The 17,541-nt window shown below is 68.7% G+C and carries 14 protein-coding genes and 1 tRNA gene; 11 read left to right on the top strand and 4 right to left on the bottom strand.

Annotated features, from left to right (window positions below; translation table 11 throughout):
• Positions 1–193 precede the first annotated feature (193 nt).
• Entirely contained in the window at positions 194–1,966 is a 1,773-nt protein-coding gene (locus tag ACYQ5L_RS08715) for a helicase HerA-like domain-containing protein (protein WP_459956882.1), read from the bottom strand.
• A gap of 179 nt (positions 1,967–2,145) precedes the next feature.
• On the opposite strand from ACYQ5L_RS08715, the gene orn reads away from it, so the two are divergent.
• Together orn and ACYQ5L_RS08705 are read left to right on the top strand one after the other, a co-directional pair.
• Complete coding sequence (gene orn, locus ACYQ5L_RS08710; RefSeq protein ID WP_459956881.1) at positions 2,146–2,796, top strand: oligoribonuclease; 651 nt, start codon at positions 2,146–2,148, stop codon at positions 2,794–2,796.
• Between the two features lie 66 nt (positions 2,797–2,862).
• Positions 2,863–2,935 (top strand) — tRNA-His (locus tag ACYQ5L_RS08705).
• Positions 2,936–2,994: 59 nt separating this feature from the next.
• On the opposite strand, the gene fdxA is transcribed toward ACYQ5L_RS08705, so the two are convergent.
• Positions 2,995–3,330, bottom strand: coding sequence for a ferredoxin (fdxA, locus tag ACYQ5L_RS08700; protein ID WP_459956880.1), 336 nt, complete (start codon positions 3,328–3,330; stop codon positions 2,995–2,997).
• Between the two features lie 131 nt (positions 3,331–3,461).
• Here fdxA and ACYQ5L_RS08695 point away from each other — a divergent pair, with 131 nt between their 5' ends.
• Complete coding sequence (locus tag ACYQ5L_RS08695; RefSeq protein ID WP_459956879.1) at positions 3,462–4,394, top strand: LysR substrate-binding domain-containing protein; 933 nt, start codon at positions 3,462–3,464, stop codon at positions 4,392–4,394.
• Here ACYQ5L_RS08695 and ACYQ5L_RS08690 read toward each other — a convergent pair.
• Positions 4,391–5,059, bottom strand: a complete 669-nt coding sequence (locus tag ACYQ5L_RS08690) for a TetR/AcrR family transcriptional regulator (protein WP_459956878.1) — start codon at positions 5,057–5,059, stop codon at positions 4,391–4,393. The genes ACYQ5L_RS08695 and ACYQ5L_RS08690 overlap by 4 nt on opposite strands.
• A 180-nt stretch (positions 5,060–5,239) precedes the next feature.
• Between ACYQ5L_RS08690 and ACYQ5L_RS08685 the strand changes: the two genes are divergently transcribed.
• From ACYQ5L_RS08685 to ACYQ5L_RS08665, 5 genes are all read left to right on the top strand, one after another.
• On the top strand, positions 5,240–6,592 hold the full coding sequence (locus ACYQ5L_RS08685; protein ID WP_459956877.1) for a DUF4328 domain-containing protein: 1,353 nt from the start codon (positions 5,240–5,242) through the stop codon (positions 6,590–6,592).
• 60 nt (positions 6,593–6,652) lie between these two features.
• Complete coding sequence (locus ACYQ5L_RS08680; RefSeq protein ID WP_459956876.1) at positions 6,653–7,138, top strand: Lrp/AsnC family transcriptional regulator; 486 nt, start codon at positions 6,653–6,655, stop codon at positions 7,136–7,138.
• Between the two features lie 195 nt (positions 7,139–7,333).
• Positions 7,334–10,813: an indolepyruvate ferredoxin oxidoreductase family protein gene (locus ACYQ5L_RS08675; protein WP_459956875.1), complete on the top strand. Its 3,480-nt coding sequence runs from the start codon at positions 7,334–7,336 to the stop codon at positions 10,811–10,813.
• Between the two features lie 262 nt (positions 10,814–11,075).
• Positions 11,076–12,146, top strand: coding sequence for a Glu/Leu/Phe/Val dehydrogenase dimerization domain-containing protein (locus tag ACYQ5L_RS08670; protein WP_459963362.1), 1,071 nt, complete (start codon positions 11,076–11,078; stop codon positions 12,144–12,146).
• Positions 12,147–12,180: 34 nt separating this feature from the next.
• Positions 12,181–13,671 (top strand): APC family permease, encoded by a 1,491-nt coding sequence (locus ACYQ5L_RS08665; protein WP_459956874.1) that lies wholly within the window; start codon positions 12,181–12,183, stop codon positions 13,669–13,671.
• Between the two features lie 82 nt (positions 13,672–13,753).
• On the opposite strand, the gene ACYQ5L_RS08660 is transcribed toward ACYQ5L_RS08665, so the two are convergent.
• Entirely contained in the window at positions 13,754–15,106 is a 1,353-nt protein-coding gene (locus tag ACYQ5L_RS08660; protein WP_459956873.1) for an NAD(P)/FAD-dependent oxidoreductase, read from the bottom strand.
• Between the two features lie 314 nt (positions 15,107–15,420).
• Here ACYQ5L_RS08660 and ACYQ5L_RS08655 point away from each other — a divergent pair, with 314 nt between their 5' ends.
• From ACYQ5L_RS08655 to ACYQ5L_RS08645, 3 genes are all read left to right on the top strand, one after another.
• Positions 15,421–16,158, top strand: coding sequence for a DUF8020 domain-containing protein (locus ACYQ5L_RS08655; RefSeq protein ID WP_459956872.1), 738 nt, complete (start codon positions 15,421–15,423; stop codon positions 16,156–16,158).
• Between the two features lie 68 nt (positions 16,159–16,226).
• Positions 16,227–16,874, top strand: a complete 648-nt coding sequence (locus ACYQ5L_RS08650) for a cyclase family protein (RefSeq protein ID WP_459956871.1) — start codon at positions 16,227–16,229, stop codon at positions 16,872–16,874.
• A 140-nt stretch (positions 16,875–17,014) separates the two neighbouring features.
• The gene (locus tag ACYQ5L_RS08645; RefSeq protein ID WP_459956870.1) at positions 17,015–17,350 is read left to right on the top strand and encodes a hypothetical protein; all 336 of its coding nucleotides are present in this window, start codon (positions 17,015–17,017) and stop codon (positions 17,348–17,350) included.
• Positions 17,351–17,541: the final 191 nt, after the last annotated feature.

Raw genomic sequence — 17,541 nt, 5'->3', positions numbered from 1 at the left:
CCCCGGCCGAACTCGACAGCCTCGACATGCACCACACGCAGCGGCTCAGGATCGGGCACTATCTGGAGGGGCGCTCCACACCATACCTGGGCCGAAGACCCGCATCTCGATTTGAAATGACGTCGACCGGGAACTGGTGGCGGGGGCTACTCGGGATTTGCCGCCACCAGTTCCCGGTCGATGTCGTTTCGGTTCAGCGCTTGCGGGTGCCGAAGATGCTGCGGCTGATTTCGCGGCCGGCGACGGTGGCGGCGGAGCGGAGGAGGTTCTTGAAAGCCGGGTTGTTGACGATTTTTTCGGCCATGGATTCGTCTACGGGGGCCTGTTTGGAGCGGGAGGAGCGGGTGGGGGGCGCTGCTTCGGCTTCGGCTTCGGCCTGTTTGGCGGCGGCGGCCATCTTCTCGGCCAGGATTTCGTAGGCGGAGTCGGCGTCGATGGTTTGGCCGTATTTGGCGTAGAGCGGGGATTGCTGTGCGCGGGAGCGGATTCCGTCGTCGCCGATGGTGTCCATGAGGGAGCGCGGGGGTTGCATGCGGGCCCAGGCCACGGGGGTGGGGGCGCCTTTCTCGGAGAGGACGGTGACTATGGCTTCGCCGATGCCCAGGGAGGTGAGGGCTTTTTCGAGGTCGTAGGTGGCGGTTTTGGGGTAGGTGCGGACGGTTTTGGAGAGGGCCTTCTGGTCTTCGGGGGTGAACGCGCGCAGGGCGTGCTGGATGCGGGCGCCCAATTGGGAGAGAACGGAATTGGGGATGTCGGTGGGCAGCTGGGTGCAGAAGAAGACGCCCACGCCTTTGGAGCGGATGAGTTTCACGGTTTGCTCGACCTGGTCCAGGAAGGCTTTGGAGGCGCCGTTGAACAGGAGGTGGGCCTCGTCGAAGATGAAGACCAGCTTGGGCTTGTCCATATCGCCGATCTCGGGGAGGGTCTGGAAGAGATCGGCGAGCACCCACATCAGGAAGGTCGAGAACATCTGCGGGCGGGCCGCTTGGGCGCCCAGCTCGAAGAGGGTGATCACGCCCTGGCCACCCACGGTGCGGATGAGGTCGGCCGGATCCAGTTCCGGCTCACCGAAGAAGGTGTCGCCGCCGTCGGCCTCGAGGTTGACCAGGGCGCGCAGGATGACGCCCGCCGTGGTCGCCGAGACGCCGCCGATGCCCTTCAGATCCTCCTTGCCCTCGGGGCTGGTGAGGAATTGGATGACCGCGCGCAGATCCTTCAGATCCAGCAGCGGGAAGCCGTTCTGATCCGACCAGTGGAAGATCAGGCCGAGTGTGGACTCCTGAGTCTCGTTGAGCCCCAGCACCTTCGAGAGGAGAATCGGCCCGAACGCGGTGATCGTGGCCCGGATGGGCACCCCGATGCCCTCGGTGCCCAATGAGACGAATTCGCACGGGAATCCACTCGGCGCCCAGTCCGCGTCCCCGGTTTCCTGTGCGCGCGTGAGGATCTTGTCGTTCGACTGCCCCGGCATGGCCAGCCCGGACAGATCGCCCTTGATATCGGCCAGCACCACCGGCACCCCCGCCGCCGAGAGCTGTTCGGCGATCCCCTGCACGGTCTTCGTCTTACCGGTACCGGTCGCACCCGCCACCAGCCCGTGCCGGTTCATGGTCTTCATCGGAATCCGCACCCGCGCATCCGGATGCACCCGCCCGTCCACCATGACGGTGCCCAGTTCCAGCGCCAGCCCCTCGAAGGCGTACCCCGCCGCGATCTGCTGCGCCGCGGCCGCATCACCGCCCGCCGCGCCGGCCTGCGCGCCGCCACTCGCAGCCGTATCAGCCTTCGGCTTCTCGGCCGCCGCATCGGCCGCGGCCTTGGATTCGGCGGCGGCCTTGTCCGCCGCTTCCTGTGCGGCCGCCTCCTTCTCCGCCGCTTCGGCGGCCGCGGCCGCCTCCGCCGCGATCCGCGCGGCCTCCTCCGCGGCCTTGCGGGCCGCCGCTGCCTTCTCCTGCGGGGTGGTCATCGCGCTTCCTCCGTCTGCTCTGCCAACTGCGACTGCTCGAGAGAACTGCCCTGCCAACAAACCGACCGCTATCGATCGCGCGGATATGCAGCAACCATAATCCCCGGTCAACCCCCAACCCACGCTCAACGCGGCCGGGTGACCCGGACGAGGGGACCAAAACGACTACCCTTTGCCGAGTGTCCGACAAATTCGTGGTGTGGATGGATTGCGAGATGACCGGCCTACGCCTGGACAGCGACAAGCTGATCGAGGTGGCCGCGCTCGTGACCGACAGTGACCTCAATATCCTCGGCGACGGCGTGGACATCGTGATCCACGCCGATGACGCCGCGCTCGCCGCCATGCCCCCGGTGGTGACGGAGATGCATGCCCGGTCCGGGCTCACCGAGGAGGTCCGCCGCTCCACCGTGACGCTCGACCAGGCCGAGCAGCAGATTCTGGAGTACATCAAGGAGTACGTGCCCACCCCGCGCACGGTGCCCCTGGCCGGCAATTCGATCGCCACCGACCGCGGCTTCATCGCCCGCGATATGCCCACCCTGGACGCCCACCTGCACTACCGCATGATCGACGTCAGCTCCATCAAGGAGCTGTGCCGCCGCTGGTATCCGCGCATCTACTTCGGCCAGCCGGAGAAGGGCCTGGCCCACCGCGCCCTCGCCGATATCCAGGAGTCCATCCGCGAACTCCAGTACTACCGCCGCACCGCCTTCGTCCCCGCCCCCGGCCCCTCCACCGCGGAGATCGCGGCCGTCGCAGCCGAACTCGGCAGCACCGCCCGCCAGCCCGCGCCCACCACCGGGAATCAGACCGGAAATACCGCCTAACCAGCCGATTAGGTTCTGAGAGTCGGATCGCGATACGATCTACCGCGCCGGAAACGCCCGGCAATGGTGGCTGTAGTTCAGTTGGTAGAGCACCAGGTTGTGATCCTGGCTGTCGCGGGTTCGAGTCCCGTCAGCCACCCTACGAAAGGCCCCGGTCCATACGGACCGGGGCCTTTCCAGTTGTGCGGGGGTCCGCAGCTACCGCCCGTACCGCGCCACGAACGGGGTGTCGACACCCAGCACGCCGACTTTGAGCGTCCCGCCCGGATCACCGAGCGGTTCGTCGCGACCGGGCAGCGGCTCGTCGAAGAAGCGGGCGTTCTCTCGGATGAATACCTCCTGGTCGGCGGGCACATCGTCCTCGAAGTAGATGGCCTCCACCGGGCAGGCCGGCTCGCAGGCGCCGCAGTCCACGCAGGCCTCGGGCTGGATATAGGCCATTCGGTCGCCGACGTAGATGCAGTCGAGGGGGCATTCCTCGATGCAGGCGCGGTCCAGGACGTCGACGCAGTCCGCTCCGATGACGAAAGTCATGATCTCTCCTCGTGGTTCACTGCCCCGCCGCCACGGCCGACCGGCCGCGCGCCGGTGCACGATCTCGAGCCTTGCCGTCACCGAGCAGGTCCGGTAGCCATCGAATGCCGAGCACCCCATAATCGATCCTTATGACTCTGCCGCCGGGAACACCTGATCTGGAGGTGCTCGACCTGCTCGTCTCGGTGGCGGAGCTGGGGAGTCTGGGGGCGGCGGCACGGCGGCACGGGATCACCCAACCGGCCGCGAGCATGCGGATCAGTGCGCTGGAGCGGCGGCTGCGGGTGCGGCTGCTGGAGCGCGGGCCGACCGGATCCAGGCTCACCGAGCAGGGGCGGATCGTGGTCGAGCACGCCCGGCCGCTGCTGGCGGCGGCGCACGCCTTCACCGCGGGCGTGAGCGCGCTGCGCGAGGCCGATCGGCCCCGGCTGCGCATCGCCGCTTCGAAGACCATTGCCGACCATCGCATGTCGCAGTGGCTGGCGGCGCTGCGCGAGGCCCGGCCCGAGGTGTCGGTGGCGCTGGAGGTCGGCAATTCCCGGCAGGTCGAGGGCTGGGTCCGGGCGGCGGAGGCCGACCTCGGATTCGTCGAAGGGCCCCATCCACCGGCCGAACTGGGCAGCCGCGTGCTGGGCGCCGACGATCTGGTGGTCGTGGTCGGGCGCGGGCATCCGTGGGCCCGGCACCGCACGCCGGTGACGGTGCGCGAACTGGCGGGCACTCCCCTGCTCTGGCGCGAATCCGGCTCGGGCACGCGCGATACCGTCTGGGAGATCCTGGCGGCGACGACCGAACCGGCGCCGCCCGCCGCCGAACTCGGTTCGGCCGCAGCGATTCTAGCTACCGCCCGCGGCGGCCTGGCGCCCGCCATTCTCAGCGGGCTGATCGCCGAACCGGACCTGCGCACCGGCGCCCTGGTCGAAATCCCGCTCGCCGATGCGGTGCTCACCCGCAAGTTCCGCGCCATCTGGCGCCGTCAGGCCCCGCCCGCCGATCCGGCCGACCTGCTCGTCCGCTACGCCGAACGGGTCGAACAGGCTCGCGGCCAGCGGCCGACCGGCTAGCCCCGGACGCCGTCAGGGCGCAATGGATCGGGGCTCGCGCCATTGTGCCGCGGGTCGAATCCGTCCCCGGCTTCCGGAGATTCACCACGCGGACGGTGCATCTCGATCAGCAGCCGCGCCATCCGCTGCGCCCGGCGCGCGGCCGGCCGATCGCCCTCGGCCGCGGCAATGATCGAGCCCTTCATCAGGATGTGCCACGATCGGGAGAAGTTGTCGACATCGCACAGCCCGGCGCGTTCGGCGCGGGCCCGCACGATATCCCGAATGTGTTGCAGATACTCGATTCCGGCCCGCCCCAGCGGGTGGTCCGCACCCATTTCCAGCAGCACATTGATGAAGGTGCACGCGTCGAAATCGTCTGCGGCGAACCACTCGTCGAATACATCGAAGATGGCCAGCAGCTGGTCCTCGGGGGTGGCGCCGCGACACCGTGACTGCTCCTCGATCAAGCCGAAGGTCCACAACCGCTCCCTGCGGTCGAGAACGGCCAGGACCAAGTCGTCGACCGTGGCGAAATGCCGACGCAGTACAGCTTCCGCGACTCCGGCCCGGTCGGCGATCTCGGCCAGCGCGACGGCGCGCACGCCACGGCGGGTGTACAACTCGTAGGCGACACCGAGAATCCGCTCGCGCAGTGCCGTAGCCGAATCGGCGGTGGCGGTCATCAACGAATTCTACTGCGCCGGACCGGGCGACCATAGCGCGCAGCGAATCACCGTCGGATAGTCCCGGGATCACAAGGGCACGCCGGCCGTTTCGGGTGAGAGCGAATCAGGTTCCGCACCGGTCAGCCGCACGATAGCCTGCCTGGGCGAGAAGCTGAAAGTCGCTGGGGGTGATGGCCGATGGCCACCTATTACGATTCCGATCCCTACACCGAGCGCACGCCGCCGCAGTCCGCACTGCGGCCCCTGCGCGGGCTGACCCTCGCGCTGTCCGTGGCGGCGTTCGCGGTCGCCGGCATCCTGGTGCTCTGGGTGATCGGCTTCGCGCGAATCTGGCTGCTGCTCAGCGACTACGAAGCGGGCCGGATCGGCGAACGCGCGTTCGTATCGTCGTTCAATGCCGCCGTGCCCTGGCTGAACTGGTCCACGGCGCCACTGCTCGCCATGCAGGCCGTATTCGGCATCCTGCTCGTGATCTGGTTGTACCGGGCGCGGGCGAATGCGGAACTGCTGTGCGGCGCACCGCATCGCCTGTCCCGGGGCTGGGTGTTCGCGGGCTTCCTGCCGATCGTGAACTGGTTCGCCCCGCCCATTGTGCTCGACGATGTGCAACGCGCCAGCGATCCCGGCACCGCGCCGAATTCGGCGCGGTTGCCCGCGAATTCCACCACGCCGCTCGTGGTGCTGTGGTGGGCGAGCTGGTTTCTGTCGGTGCTCCTGTGGTGCATCGGATCAATCGCGAGCCTGGCCGTGCGGTACGGGTGGTCCGAGGATCCAGGGCGCGCCGGAGTAGCGGTGGCGCTCTTCACTGCGGCGTTCGCCGCCGCCGCGGTGTCGGCCTTCGCCGTGCGGACGGTGCTGTCCCGCGTCACCGGGTGGCAGACCGGACGAGCGATTCCGGATATCCCGGCCCCGCAGCCCTATCCGGCGGCACCGGGGCAATACGGCCGGGCGCATCCGGAAACCATTGTCGTGGGCCGCTACCTCGGCCCGATGGCCTCGGTATTGCTGTTCCCGGTGCTGCTCGGTCCGGTGATCATCGCCTCCGGCGCGGCGAATTACGAGCGCCTGGAGGGCCTGTCGAAAGACTCGCCTGATTACGATGCGGCCCTCGATGCCTGGGCCGTGCCCACCCTGCTCGGCTTCGCGGCGCTCCTGATCACCGTGCCGATCGCGGCCATCACTCTCCTCTGCTGGCAGTTGCGCGCGCATCGCAATGCCGAGGCGTTGCACCCGGGCTTTCCCCGTCTCGGGCGTTCGTGGGTGATCGCGGGCTGGATCGTTCCCATGGTCAATCTGTTCCTCCCCGGCGTGGCCGTTCATCAGCTGACCCGGCCGGGCGGTTCGGGTGGGGCGGCCGTGCTCACCGGAGCCTGGTGGATCGCCTGGCTCGGCGGGTGGGTCGCGTTCTGGGGCGGGTTCTCGACCGGCAGCGGACCGGCGCTGTGGGCCGCCTGTGCGCTGCTGCTGCTCGCCGCCGTTCTCCTGGCCGTCCTCGTGAACGGAATCGACCGGGCCCAGCGCGCCGCCTGAGCACGCGCCCGGATCAGCGATATGCGGTGGCCCTTGCAGGGTGTCGTGCGAAAATGCGGTGTGGCCGTCAAGATCGACAATCTGGATGCCGCGCTGCTGCAGGAACTGGCGGCCGATCCGCGCACGCCGATCCTGGAGTTGGCGGCGCGCTTGGGCATCGCCCGCAATACGGTGCAGGCGCGCATGAAGCGGCTGGAGTCGGCGGGGGTGGTGCGGGGCTATCCGCCGGCCATCGATCTGCAGGCCGTCGGGTTCGCGGTGCACGCGTTCCTCGGCGTGGAACTGGATCAGAACAAGATCGACGAGATTGTCGACGCGCTGCGGGCGTTTCCCCATGTGCTCGAGGTGCACGCCACCACGGGCCGATCCGACCTGCTGGTACGCATCGCCGCGCAGACCCAGCAGGATCTGCTGGGCATCATTCAGCGGGTGCACGCGGTCCCGGGCGTGCGGCACACCGAGACCATGCTGGCCCTGGCGACGCCGATCGAATACCGCTCGCTGCCATTGGTCGAACATCTGACGAACAATCCGGAATCCGCATGATGTGACCGGGGACACCCACCACCGAGCAGATTGACTCATTACCCGGAGTGCTCCAGATCACTTTTGAGCAGTCTGATCAACTTTCCGGGCGGCTATTGACACAAAACACACATCCCGGCAGATTTCGCTGCACCGATTGCAAGTCCCTTCGTTTGCAGCTCACGATCTGGGCTGTGGAAAGTGTGGTGACTGTCCATGACCAGCGTTGCCTGCCCGTCATCCCTACCGCAGGCCGAGACAACCGCACCGTACGACCTCGCCGACCGCTATCGCTCCGGCGCGGGTCCGGTCCTTCTCACGGGCGTGCAGGCCATTGCCCGATTGCTGGTCGAACAGCACGTCAGAGATATTCGCGCCGGTCGCCGGGTGGCGACCTTCGTCTCCGGATACCAGGGCAGCCCGCTCGGCGGCGTCGACAAGATGCTGCTCGGCATGCCGAATGTGCTGGCCGAACACGACATCACCTTCGTTCCCGGTCTCAATGAGGAGCTCGCCGCCACCTCGGTGTGGGGCAGCCAGGCGGATCTGCCCGCCGGAAAGCCGACCCATGACGGCGTCGTCGGCGTCTGGTACGGCAAGGGCCCCGGCGTGGACCGCGCGACCGATGCGCTGCGGCACGCCAATATGTACGGCGTCAATCCGCGCGGTGGCGTGCTGCTGCTGGTCGGCGACGATCCGGCCTCGAAATCCTCCACGGTGCCCGCGGTGAGCGAGCGGTCCTTGGCGGCCATGGGCATTCCCGTGCTGTTCCCGCGCAATGCCGAAGAGATCATCACCATGGGCATGGCCGGTGTGGCGCTGTCGCGGGCGTCGGGCTGCGTGGTGGCCATGAAGATCGTCGCCGATGTCGCCGACGGCGCGTGGACGGTGGACGCCTCGGTCGCGGACCTGCCGCTCACGGTGCCCGAGGTGGTGTGGGAGGGCAAGCCCTTCGCCTACCGGCAGCGGCCCATGGCCGCGCCCACCGACAGCGTGCTGGCCGAGGCCGACCTGTACGGGCCGCGCTGGGAGATGGTCCGATCCTTCGGTGCGGCAAATGATCTCGATGTCATCGAGGTGAATCCGGCCGACGCCAAGGTCGGTATCGCGGCCACCGGCACCACCTTCGACTCGGTGCGCCAGGCCCTGCTCGACCTCGGCGTCGACGATGCGGCGCTGCACCGCGCGGGCATCCGGCTGCTGCGCATCGGGATGCCGTATCCCGTTGGGGCACACAAGGTCACCGAATTCGCCCGGGGCCTGGAGCAGCTCATCGTGGTGGAGGACAAGACCGCCTTCATCGAGACCCAGATCCGCGAAATCCTCTACGGCACCGAGAACGCCCCGCGCATCCTCGGCAAGCACGACGAGCGCGGCGCGCTGCTCATGCCCTTCGACGGCGAACTCACCCCGGGCCGCCTGCTGGGCCCGCTGCGCCGCGTGCTGCGCGACCGCGTCGAGCTGAAAAAGGCCGCGCCGCCGCCGCTTTCGCTGGAGGTGCTGTCCACCAAGCGCACCGCCTACTTCTGCAGCGGCTGTCCGCACAACCGCTCCACCGCACTGCCCGAGGGCTCCATCGGCGGTGGCGGCATCGGCTGCCACACCCTGGTCACCATGTCCGGGCGCGAGGACAGTGCGGTCACCGGCTTGACCCAGATGGGCGGCGAGGGCAGTCAGTGGATCGGGCAGGCGCCGTTCACCGATGTGCCGCACCTGTTCCAGAACATCGGCGACGGCACCTTCTTCCACTCGGGTCAGCTGGCCGTGCAGGCGTGCGTGGCCGCGGGGGTGAACATCACCTTCAAGCTGCTCTACAACGAGGTCGTCGCCATGACCGGCGCACAGGACGCGGTGGGCATCCTCTCGGTCGAGCAGATCACGCGGAAACTCGCCATCGAGGGCGTCAAGCAGATCATCGTCTGCGCCGACGAACCCAAGCGGCACAATAAGAAAGCCCTCGCCAAGGGCACGCTGCTGTGGCATCGCGACCGGCTCGACGAGGCGCAGCGACTGCTGCGCGAGATCCCGGGCGTGACCGTGCTCATCTACGACCAGCACTGCGCGGCGGACGCACGGCGCCAGCGCAAACGGGGCACACTGCCCACCCGCAATACCCGGGTGATCATCAACGAGGCCGTGTGCGAGGGCTGCGGCGACTGCGGCGTGAAGTCGAATTGCCTGTCGGTGCAACCGGTCGAGACCGAGTTCGGGCGCAAGACCCGCATCGATCAGACCTCCTGCAATACCGATTACAGCTGCCTGGACGGCGACTGCCCGTCGTTCGTGACGGTCGAGGTCACGCCGGACAAGAAGGGCCGCAAGAGTGCCAAGCGCAAGACCGCCGAGCCGCCCACGGTGGCCGATCCGGGTCTGGGCGCGCCGCAGGGCACGCAGAACGTGCTGATCGCCGGTATCGGCGGCACCGGCATCGTGACCGTCAATCAGGTGCTGGCCACCGCCGCGCTGCGCGCCGGATACGAGGTGGAGAGCCTGGATCAGATCGGCCTGAGCCAGAAGGCCGGTCCGGTGGTCTCCCACCTGCGGTTCTCGGCGACCGAGCTGGAGCCGTCCAACCGGCTCACCCCGGGTAATGCGGACTGCATCGTGGCCATCGATCTGCTGACCGCCACCGATCCGAAGAACCTGCAGTACGGCAATGCGGCGAGCACCATCGCCATCGCCTCGACCAGCCAGACGCCCACCGGCGATATGGTCTACGACAAGAACGTGGCCTACCCGCCCACCCGGTCGCTGCTGGATCGCCTTGCCACAGTCACGAATTCGCTCGAGCACTTCGATGCGCTCGCGGCGGCGGAGCAGCTGTTCGGCAATACCGCGGCGGCCAACTTCCTGATGGTGGGCGCGGCCTTCCAGTCCGGCGGCCTGCGGCTGCCCGCGGCGGCCATCGAGGAGGCCGTCGGCATCAACGGCGTCGCCGTGGCCGCCAATATCGCGGCCTTCCGCTGGGGCCGGGTCGCCATCGCCGATCCCGCCGCCTTCGCCGCGGCCGTCGGATCGGCGCAGCCGCAGCGGGTCCGGGTCGAGGCGCCCGCGGAACTGCTGGCGGGCACCACCTTCGACGGCGAGGTCCGGCGACTGGTGGAGCTGCGCGCCGCCGAACTCATCGGCTACCAGAGCGCGAAGGTCGCCCGGCGCTACATCGAGACGGTGCAGTTCGTCTGGAACGCCGAGCGGACCGTCACCGAGCGCACCGACTTCAGCGCGGCCGTGGCGCGCGGACTGCACAAGTTCACCGCCTACAAGGACGAGTACGAGGTCGCCCGCCTGCTGGTGGATCCGGCCTTCCTCGACCAGGTGGCCGCGCAGGTGCCCGGCGGCGAGAACCTCACCTACAAGCTGCATCCGCCGGTGCTGCGTGCCCTCGGCCGCAAGAAGAAGATCGGCCTCGGACCGAAATCGCATGTGGCGCTGAAGCTGCTCGCCAAGGGCAAGAAGCTGCGCGGCACCCCGCTGGATCCGTTCGGCTACGCCCACGTGCGAAAGGTGGAGCGGGAGTTGCTGTCCCACTACACCGAGATGGTGCGGCACTTCGCGGTCACGCTGAGCGCCGACACCTATGACACCGCCACCGAGGCGGCCGGACTGCCCGATGTCGTCCGCGGCTACGAGGACGTCAAGCTCGGCAATGTCGAGCAGTACTGGAACGGTCTGCGGGAGCTCGGTATCGAGCACTGACCCCCGGCGACCGAATCAACCGACCCGACCGACCCACCCGAGCCCACCCACCCGTCGTCCCGGCGCGCTTTTGGCCGGGATCCACACCCGCGACGCCACCACTGATCGCGGTGGATTCCGGCCAAAAGCATGCCGGAACGACGGAGGCGGGCGGATCGGGGAACCTCGCCGCCCACCAGCGGCACCCATCACCGCCACACCCAGGCGGCAACCGAAACCGCCCTACCCGGGCGGCGACCGAAAGGAATCGATCGTGACCGCAATGCAGACCGAGGCAGGGGTTTTCGGCCGCTCGCACGAGCTGAGCCGCCGCAGCCACGAACAGGTCGTGTTCTGCGAGGACGACAAGACCGGCCTCAAGGCCATTATCGCGATCCATTCGACCACGCTGGGCCCCGCGCTGGGCGGCACCCGCTTCTACCCCTACGCCACCGAGGGCGCGGCCCTGGAAGACGTGCTGCGCCTGTCCTGGGGCATGACCTACAAGGCCGCGGCCGCCGGCGTCGACCTGGGCGGCGGCAAGGCCGTCATCATCGGCGATCCCGCCGTGGCCAAGACCGAGGCGCTGCTGGCTTCCTACGCGCGCTTCGTGGAAACCCTTGGCGGGCGCTACATCACGGCGGGCGATGTCGGCACCAATACCGACGACCTCGACATCATCGGGCAGCACACCCGCCATGTGACCGGCCGCAGCACCGCCGCCGGCGGCTCCGGCGACAGCGCCCGGCTGACCGCGCTCGGCGTCTTCCACTCCATGCGCGCGGGCGCCGAATCCGTATGGGGCACACCGTCGCTGGCGGGCCGCACGGTGGGCGTCGAGGGCGTGGGCAAGGTGGGCCGCGAGCTCACCGCCCTGCTGCTCGCCGACGGCGCGGAGGTCTGCATCACCGATGTGAACGAGGCTGCCATGCAGCGGGTTTCGCAGCAGCACCCGCAGGTGCGACTGCTCAGTCACGTCGCCACCGCACCGGTCGATGTGTACGCGCCCTGCGCGCTCGGCGCCACGCTCACCATGTCCAGCGCCGACGCCATCGCGGCCAAGCTGGTCTGCGGCGCGGCCAACAACCAGCTCGCGCACCCCGAGGTCGAGCAGGCGCTGCGCGGCCGCGGCATCACGTGGGTGCCGGACTTCGTCGCCAATGCGGGCGGCCTCATTCAGGTGGCGGGTGAACTGCGGCAGGCCGAACCGGCCGCCGTGGAAGCCGATGTCACCAGCATCTTCGATCGCGTCCGCGACATCATCGCGGCCGCGACGGACGAAGGAATCGGAACGGGCGAGGCGGCGAACCGGTTCGCCGAGCGGCGTCTCGACGCCATCCCGCGGTCGATCTGACCGCAGCACCGGAGTTTCAAGGAGGAAACCAAGAGTGGCGATCACGAGCGGATTGTTCCGCACCAAATCAGTTGAACAGTCGATCCGGGATACCGATGAACCGGATTCCAAGCTACGCAAGGACCTCACGGCCCGGGATCTCACGATCTTCGGCGTCGCGGTGGTCATCGGCGCGGGCATCTTCACCCTCACCGCGCGCACGGCGGGCACCGTGGCGGGACCGTCGGTCTCCCTCGCCTTCGTCTTCGCGGCGATCGCGTGCGGCCTGACCGCCCTGTGCTACGCCGAATTCGCTTCGACTGTTCCGGTCGCGGGCAGCGCGTATACGTTCGCGTACGCCACGTTCGGCGAGATCATCGCGTGGATCATCGGCTGGGACCTGATCCTGGAGTTCGCCCTCGCGGTGTCGGTGGTGGCCAAGGGCTGGTCGCAATACCTCGGTGAGGTGCTCGGCTCGCAACCGCCGGTGCTGCACCTGGGTTCGATCACCTTCGACTGGGGCGCGGTGCTGATCATCGCGATCGTCGGCGTGCTGCTGGCCACCGGCACCAAGCTGTCCTCGCGGGTGTCGGCCGTCGCGGTCGCCATCAAACTGGGTGTGATCGCCCTGGTGCTGGTCGTCGGCGCCACCTACTTCAAGCCGTCCAACCTGACGCCCTACATTCCGCCGGCCCAGCCGACGGAGCACGCCGACGGTCTGCGGCAGTCGCTGTTCTCCTTCCTGACCGGCTCCGGCGGCACCAGCTACGGCTGGTACGGCCTGCTCGCGGCCGCCTCCCTGGTGTTCTTCGCCTTCGTCGGCTTCGATGTGGTCGCCACCGCCGCGGAGGAGACCCGCAACCCGCAGCGCGATGTGCCGCGCGGCATCTTCGGCGCGCTGGCCATTGTGACCGTGCTCTACGTGGGTGTTTCGATCGTGCTCACCGGCATGGTGCCCTACACCGAGCTGGCCGGCGGGAACGCCACCCTGGCAACGGCTTTCGCGCTGCACGGCGCGACCTGGGTGAAGTCCATCATCTCCATCGGCGCGATCGCCGGCCTGTCCACGGTCGTCATGGTGATGTACATGGGCCAGACCCGCGTGCTGTTCGCCATGGCGCGCGACGGGCTGCTGCCGCGCGGTCTGGCGCACACCGGATCCAAGGGCACGCCGGTGCGGCTGACCGTGCTGGTCGGTGTCATCTGCGCGCTGCTGGCCGGGTTCGTCGACTTCGGCACCCTCGAAGAGATGGTCAATATCGGCACCCTGGCCGCATTCGTGCTGGTGGCGGTCGGCGTGCCGATCCTGCGCCGCACCCGCCCGGACCTGAAGCGCGGCTTCCGCGTTCCGCTGGTCCCGCTGGTGCCGATCCTGGCGGCGCTGGCCTGCCTGTGGCTGATGCTCAACCTGTCCATCGAGACCTGGCTGCGCTTCGTCATCTGGATGGCGCTGGGCACGGTGCTCTACTTCGCCTACGGCCGTAAGCATTCGCTGCTCGGCAAACAACCACAGCCCGACGATCGCACGCCCTCCCCGGTGCGCTAGCGGGAATTCCCGTGGCCGACCGTCTGCCGGGACGTAGGCCACTCGAGGAGCCCCGGTCCAACCACCCTGGACCGGGGCTTCCTCATATCCGGGAGTCGAGGATGGCGGCGACCTGATCGGCGCTCAGATAGTCGGCGGAGCGTTCGAAATCGCCGATGGTGTGCGGAGCGTCGTCACCGAAGCCGAGGCGGATGAAATCGTCGCCGGTCACCGCGTGCAGGGCCCAGTTGAAGGCGATGCGGGCGCGGGCGGTGAAGGTGCGGGTGGCCATCAGGTGATAGCCGCGGGTCACCAATTGTGCTGGGGCGCCGCGTAATCCGATGCCCAGCGGGCGGGCCAGCGCATCCCGGCCGCCCAGGTCGACGACCATGCCCAGATCCTTGTGGCGGTAGTCGGTGCGGGGCTTACCACGCAGGGCCGCAACCAGATTCGCGCCCAGGTGGCGGCCCTGGCGCATGGCGTGCTGAGCGGTAGGGGCGCAGAACGTGCCCGGATTGGTCACGTCCGGTACTGCGGCCACGTCACCGCAGGCCCAGACGCCGGCCAGGCTCGGCACGCTCAGATCGGCGTCGGCGACCATGCGGCCGTGCACCGTCTCCGCGCTCAGATGCTCGGCGAGCGGGCTCGGGGTCACGCCCGCGGTCCACACGACCGTGCGGGTCGGAATCACTTGGCCGGTGGTCAGGGTGAGCGAGCGCTCGCCGACCTCCGACGCGGAAGCGCCAGGGGTGAATTCGATTCCGCGTTTGGCCATCAGCTTCTTCGCGCTCTCCCCCAGGCGCTCGCCGAGTTCGGGCATGACGCGGTCGCTGTGATTGATCAGATGACAGCGCACCAGGTCCGGATCCAGCCGCGGGTAGTACTGCCGGGCCGCGGACCGGGCCAGCCGGGTGAGCACGGCCATGGTCTCGGTGCCGGCGTACCCGGCGCCGATGGTCACGAAGGTGGAGCGCTCCCGTTGCTCCGCCGGATCCTCGGCGATGGCGGCCATATCCAGCTGGCGCAGCACGTGATCGCGCAGATAGACGGCCTCGGCGAGGGTCTTCATGCCGAATCCGTGCTCGGGCAGGCCCGGAATGTGCAGGATGCGGGTGATGCTGCCGGTGGCCAGTACGAGATGGTCGTAGTCCAGGGCGTATTCACCCCCCGAGGGCCCTCGCACCACGCATTGCCGGCGGGCCGCGTCCGCGCCCACCACCATCCCGGGAATCAGCTCGGTGCGCTTCAGCACCCGCCGCAGCGACACCACCACCGCCTGCGAGGGCAGCACACCTCCGGCAACCTGCGGCAGCAGCGGCAGATACAGCTGGCCCGCGCCGATCGCCCCCACCAGCCGCACCTCCGCCTCCCCCGGGCGCAACCGGCGCTCCAGGTATCGAGCGCATTCCACCCCGGCGAAACCGCCGCCCACGATCACGATCCGTGCGGTGCTCACCCCGACGACGGTAGTTCACCGAACACCCTCGCCACGAACAACGCACCGTTCGCCCCCGAGTAGCCCGCATCCCCCGCCCGCCCTTCATCCCTATTCGCCCTCATCGCCATCCGCCCTGCCCGGGGTCCAAGGGGCGGAGCCCCTTGCGGGGGTGCGGGGGCTGGCCCCTGCGGGGGTGTGGGGGTGTCCCCCACGAATCAAATACAGCACGGTTCGGAGAACATGATCGCCCCGCTAGCGCCCCGCGAGCTAACGTCAGCGGGGTAGCTCCTGAACGTGAATCCCGTCGCTAGCTTCGGCCGAAGGGGAATTCCATGATGAAGTTCGGGAAAGCCGCCCTCCTCGCGGGCGTCGCCTGCGCCGCCCTCGGCCTGGTCGTCGTTCCGGCCACCGCGGAGCCCGAGGAGGTCACCGTCACCGCCAGCCTGGCCGGGCGCACCGGCAAGGTGGTCATCGAGCACGGCAGCGTGCAGCTACAGGACGGCGCCGTGGTCATCCGGGACGCCGGCGGGAAGATCGTGCGAATCCTGGCCGGGTTCTACAAGATCGACGATCTACGCTTTCCCATCGACGCCGATGTGCAGGGCAATACCGTCGTCCTGACGCCCGGCGCGGATGCGGCCCAGGCCGCTTTCGAAGCGCCCGCCGCCACCCAGCCCGGCACCGAACAGGCCGAACGTGATCGGGTGACCAGGACCATTGCCGACGGCGGCGGCATCGGCGCGATCGCGGGCGGAATTCCGGGGGCCACGAACGGATGCTTCCTGGCCGCGGGACCGGGAGCCATTGCGGGCGGCGTGCTCGGGTTCATCGCCGGCGGGCTCACCGCGGCGCTGCTGTCCCCCGTGCTGCTGCACGATGTTCCGGCCATCGATCCCGTGCTGTCGACGACCCTGGAGAGCCTGGGCGCGGGCAGCGGCGCGCTGACCGGGACGATCTCGGGTTGCGTGCTCGCGGGCGCGATCATCGGCGCGACGACCGCCGTGACCGGTGCGCCGGCGGGGGCGGCGGTCGGCGCGGTGGTCGCCGCCTTCACCACCAAGCAGCCGTAATCGAATCCGGATGCGACCGGGCGCGCCCAGCACTTGCGGGGGATGGCCGGGTTCGCGAGGCTGACATCGTGCGCATCATCGACCTGTCGGTTCCCGTGGTGACGGGGATGCCCGTGTACCCGGGCGATCCGGAGGTGCGGATCGAACCGGCGCTGACCGTCACCGCGGACGGGGTCAATGTGCTGCACCTGAGCATGGGGTCGCAGACCGGGACGCATGTGGACGCGCCCGTGCACATCGACGATTCGCTGCCGGCGTTGGACGCCTTGCCGCTGGATCGGTTCATCGGCCCGGCGGTCGCGGTGGATGCGCGCGGGCTGGCGCCGCGCAGTGCCATCGGGGTCGAATACTTCGAGGGGCGAGTGGCCGCCGGTCAGGTCGTGCTCATTGCGACGGGGTGGTCGGCGCATTGGGGTACCTACGCCTATCAGGGGCATCCCGCGCCGACTCCGGAGGCGGCGGCCTATCTCGTGGAGTGCGGGGTGCGGACGGTGGGGATCGATGCGCTGAGCGTGGATCCGACACCGGCGCAGGATATTCCGGTGCACCGGATCCTGTGCGGGGCGCACGCGGTGATCGCGGAGAATCTCACCAATCTGGATCGGGTGCTGGCGGCGCAGGAGCTGGGGCACCGGATCGAGGTGTCGCTGCTGCCCATCAGGCTCGCCGGGGCGGACGGTGCGCCGGTGCGCGCCATCGCCCGAATCGATGCCTGACCTGTGAATTGCCGTACATCCGCGCGACTGGATCAGTATCGTTTCTGATTTTGCGTCGCAGCTCACCCGATCTTCGTACACTCAGGACGACATCGGGGGGAGTCGGGACCCCCGCAGAGCTCGACCAGAGAGACGCTCACGTGAACCGTTGTGCCGTAACCACGTTCCTAGCCACGGCCGCCATCCTCAGCGCAACCCCCGCCGCCTCCGCCGATATCGTGCTGACCGAGCCCGCCACGGTGGCCGACGATCCGATGGAGTCCTCGGTTACCGGATCGGCCTCCGACTCGGCGCAGACCGGATCCAAGGGCGGGCTCATGACCACCGGATCCACCGGAACCGGATCCTTCGGACTGCCCAACCTGGACAAGATCCTCTTCGGCGACGGACCGCTGTGCGCGGTCTTCGGCAGCGCCATCGCCATCCTGGGCGAATCGAGCCTGGGCTGCGGACCGATGGGCGTCGGGACGAAGTAGGCCGGGTCCCTCGAGGCTGATCGAGCAAAGCGGCCCGGTACCAGCACTGCTGGTACCGGGCCGCTTCGAGGTTCCGGGGGCGGAGCCCCCAAGTCTCCGGGGGCGGAACCCTCAAGTCTCCGGGGGCGGAACCCCCAAGTCTCCGGGGGCGGAACCCCCAAGTCTCCGGGGGCGGAACCCCCAAGTCTCCG

It is taken from the genome of Nocardia sp. IFM 10818, from assembly GCF_054655275.1.
This window is presented reverse-complemented; position numbering and strand designations above follow the sequence as displayed.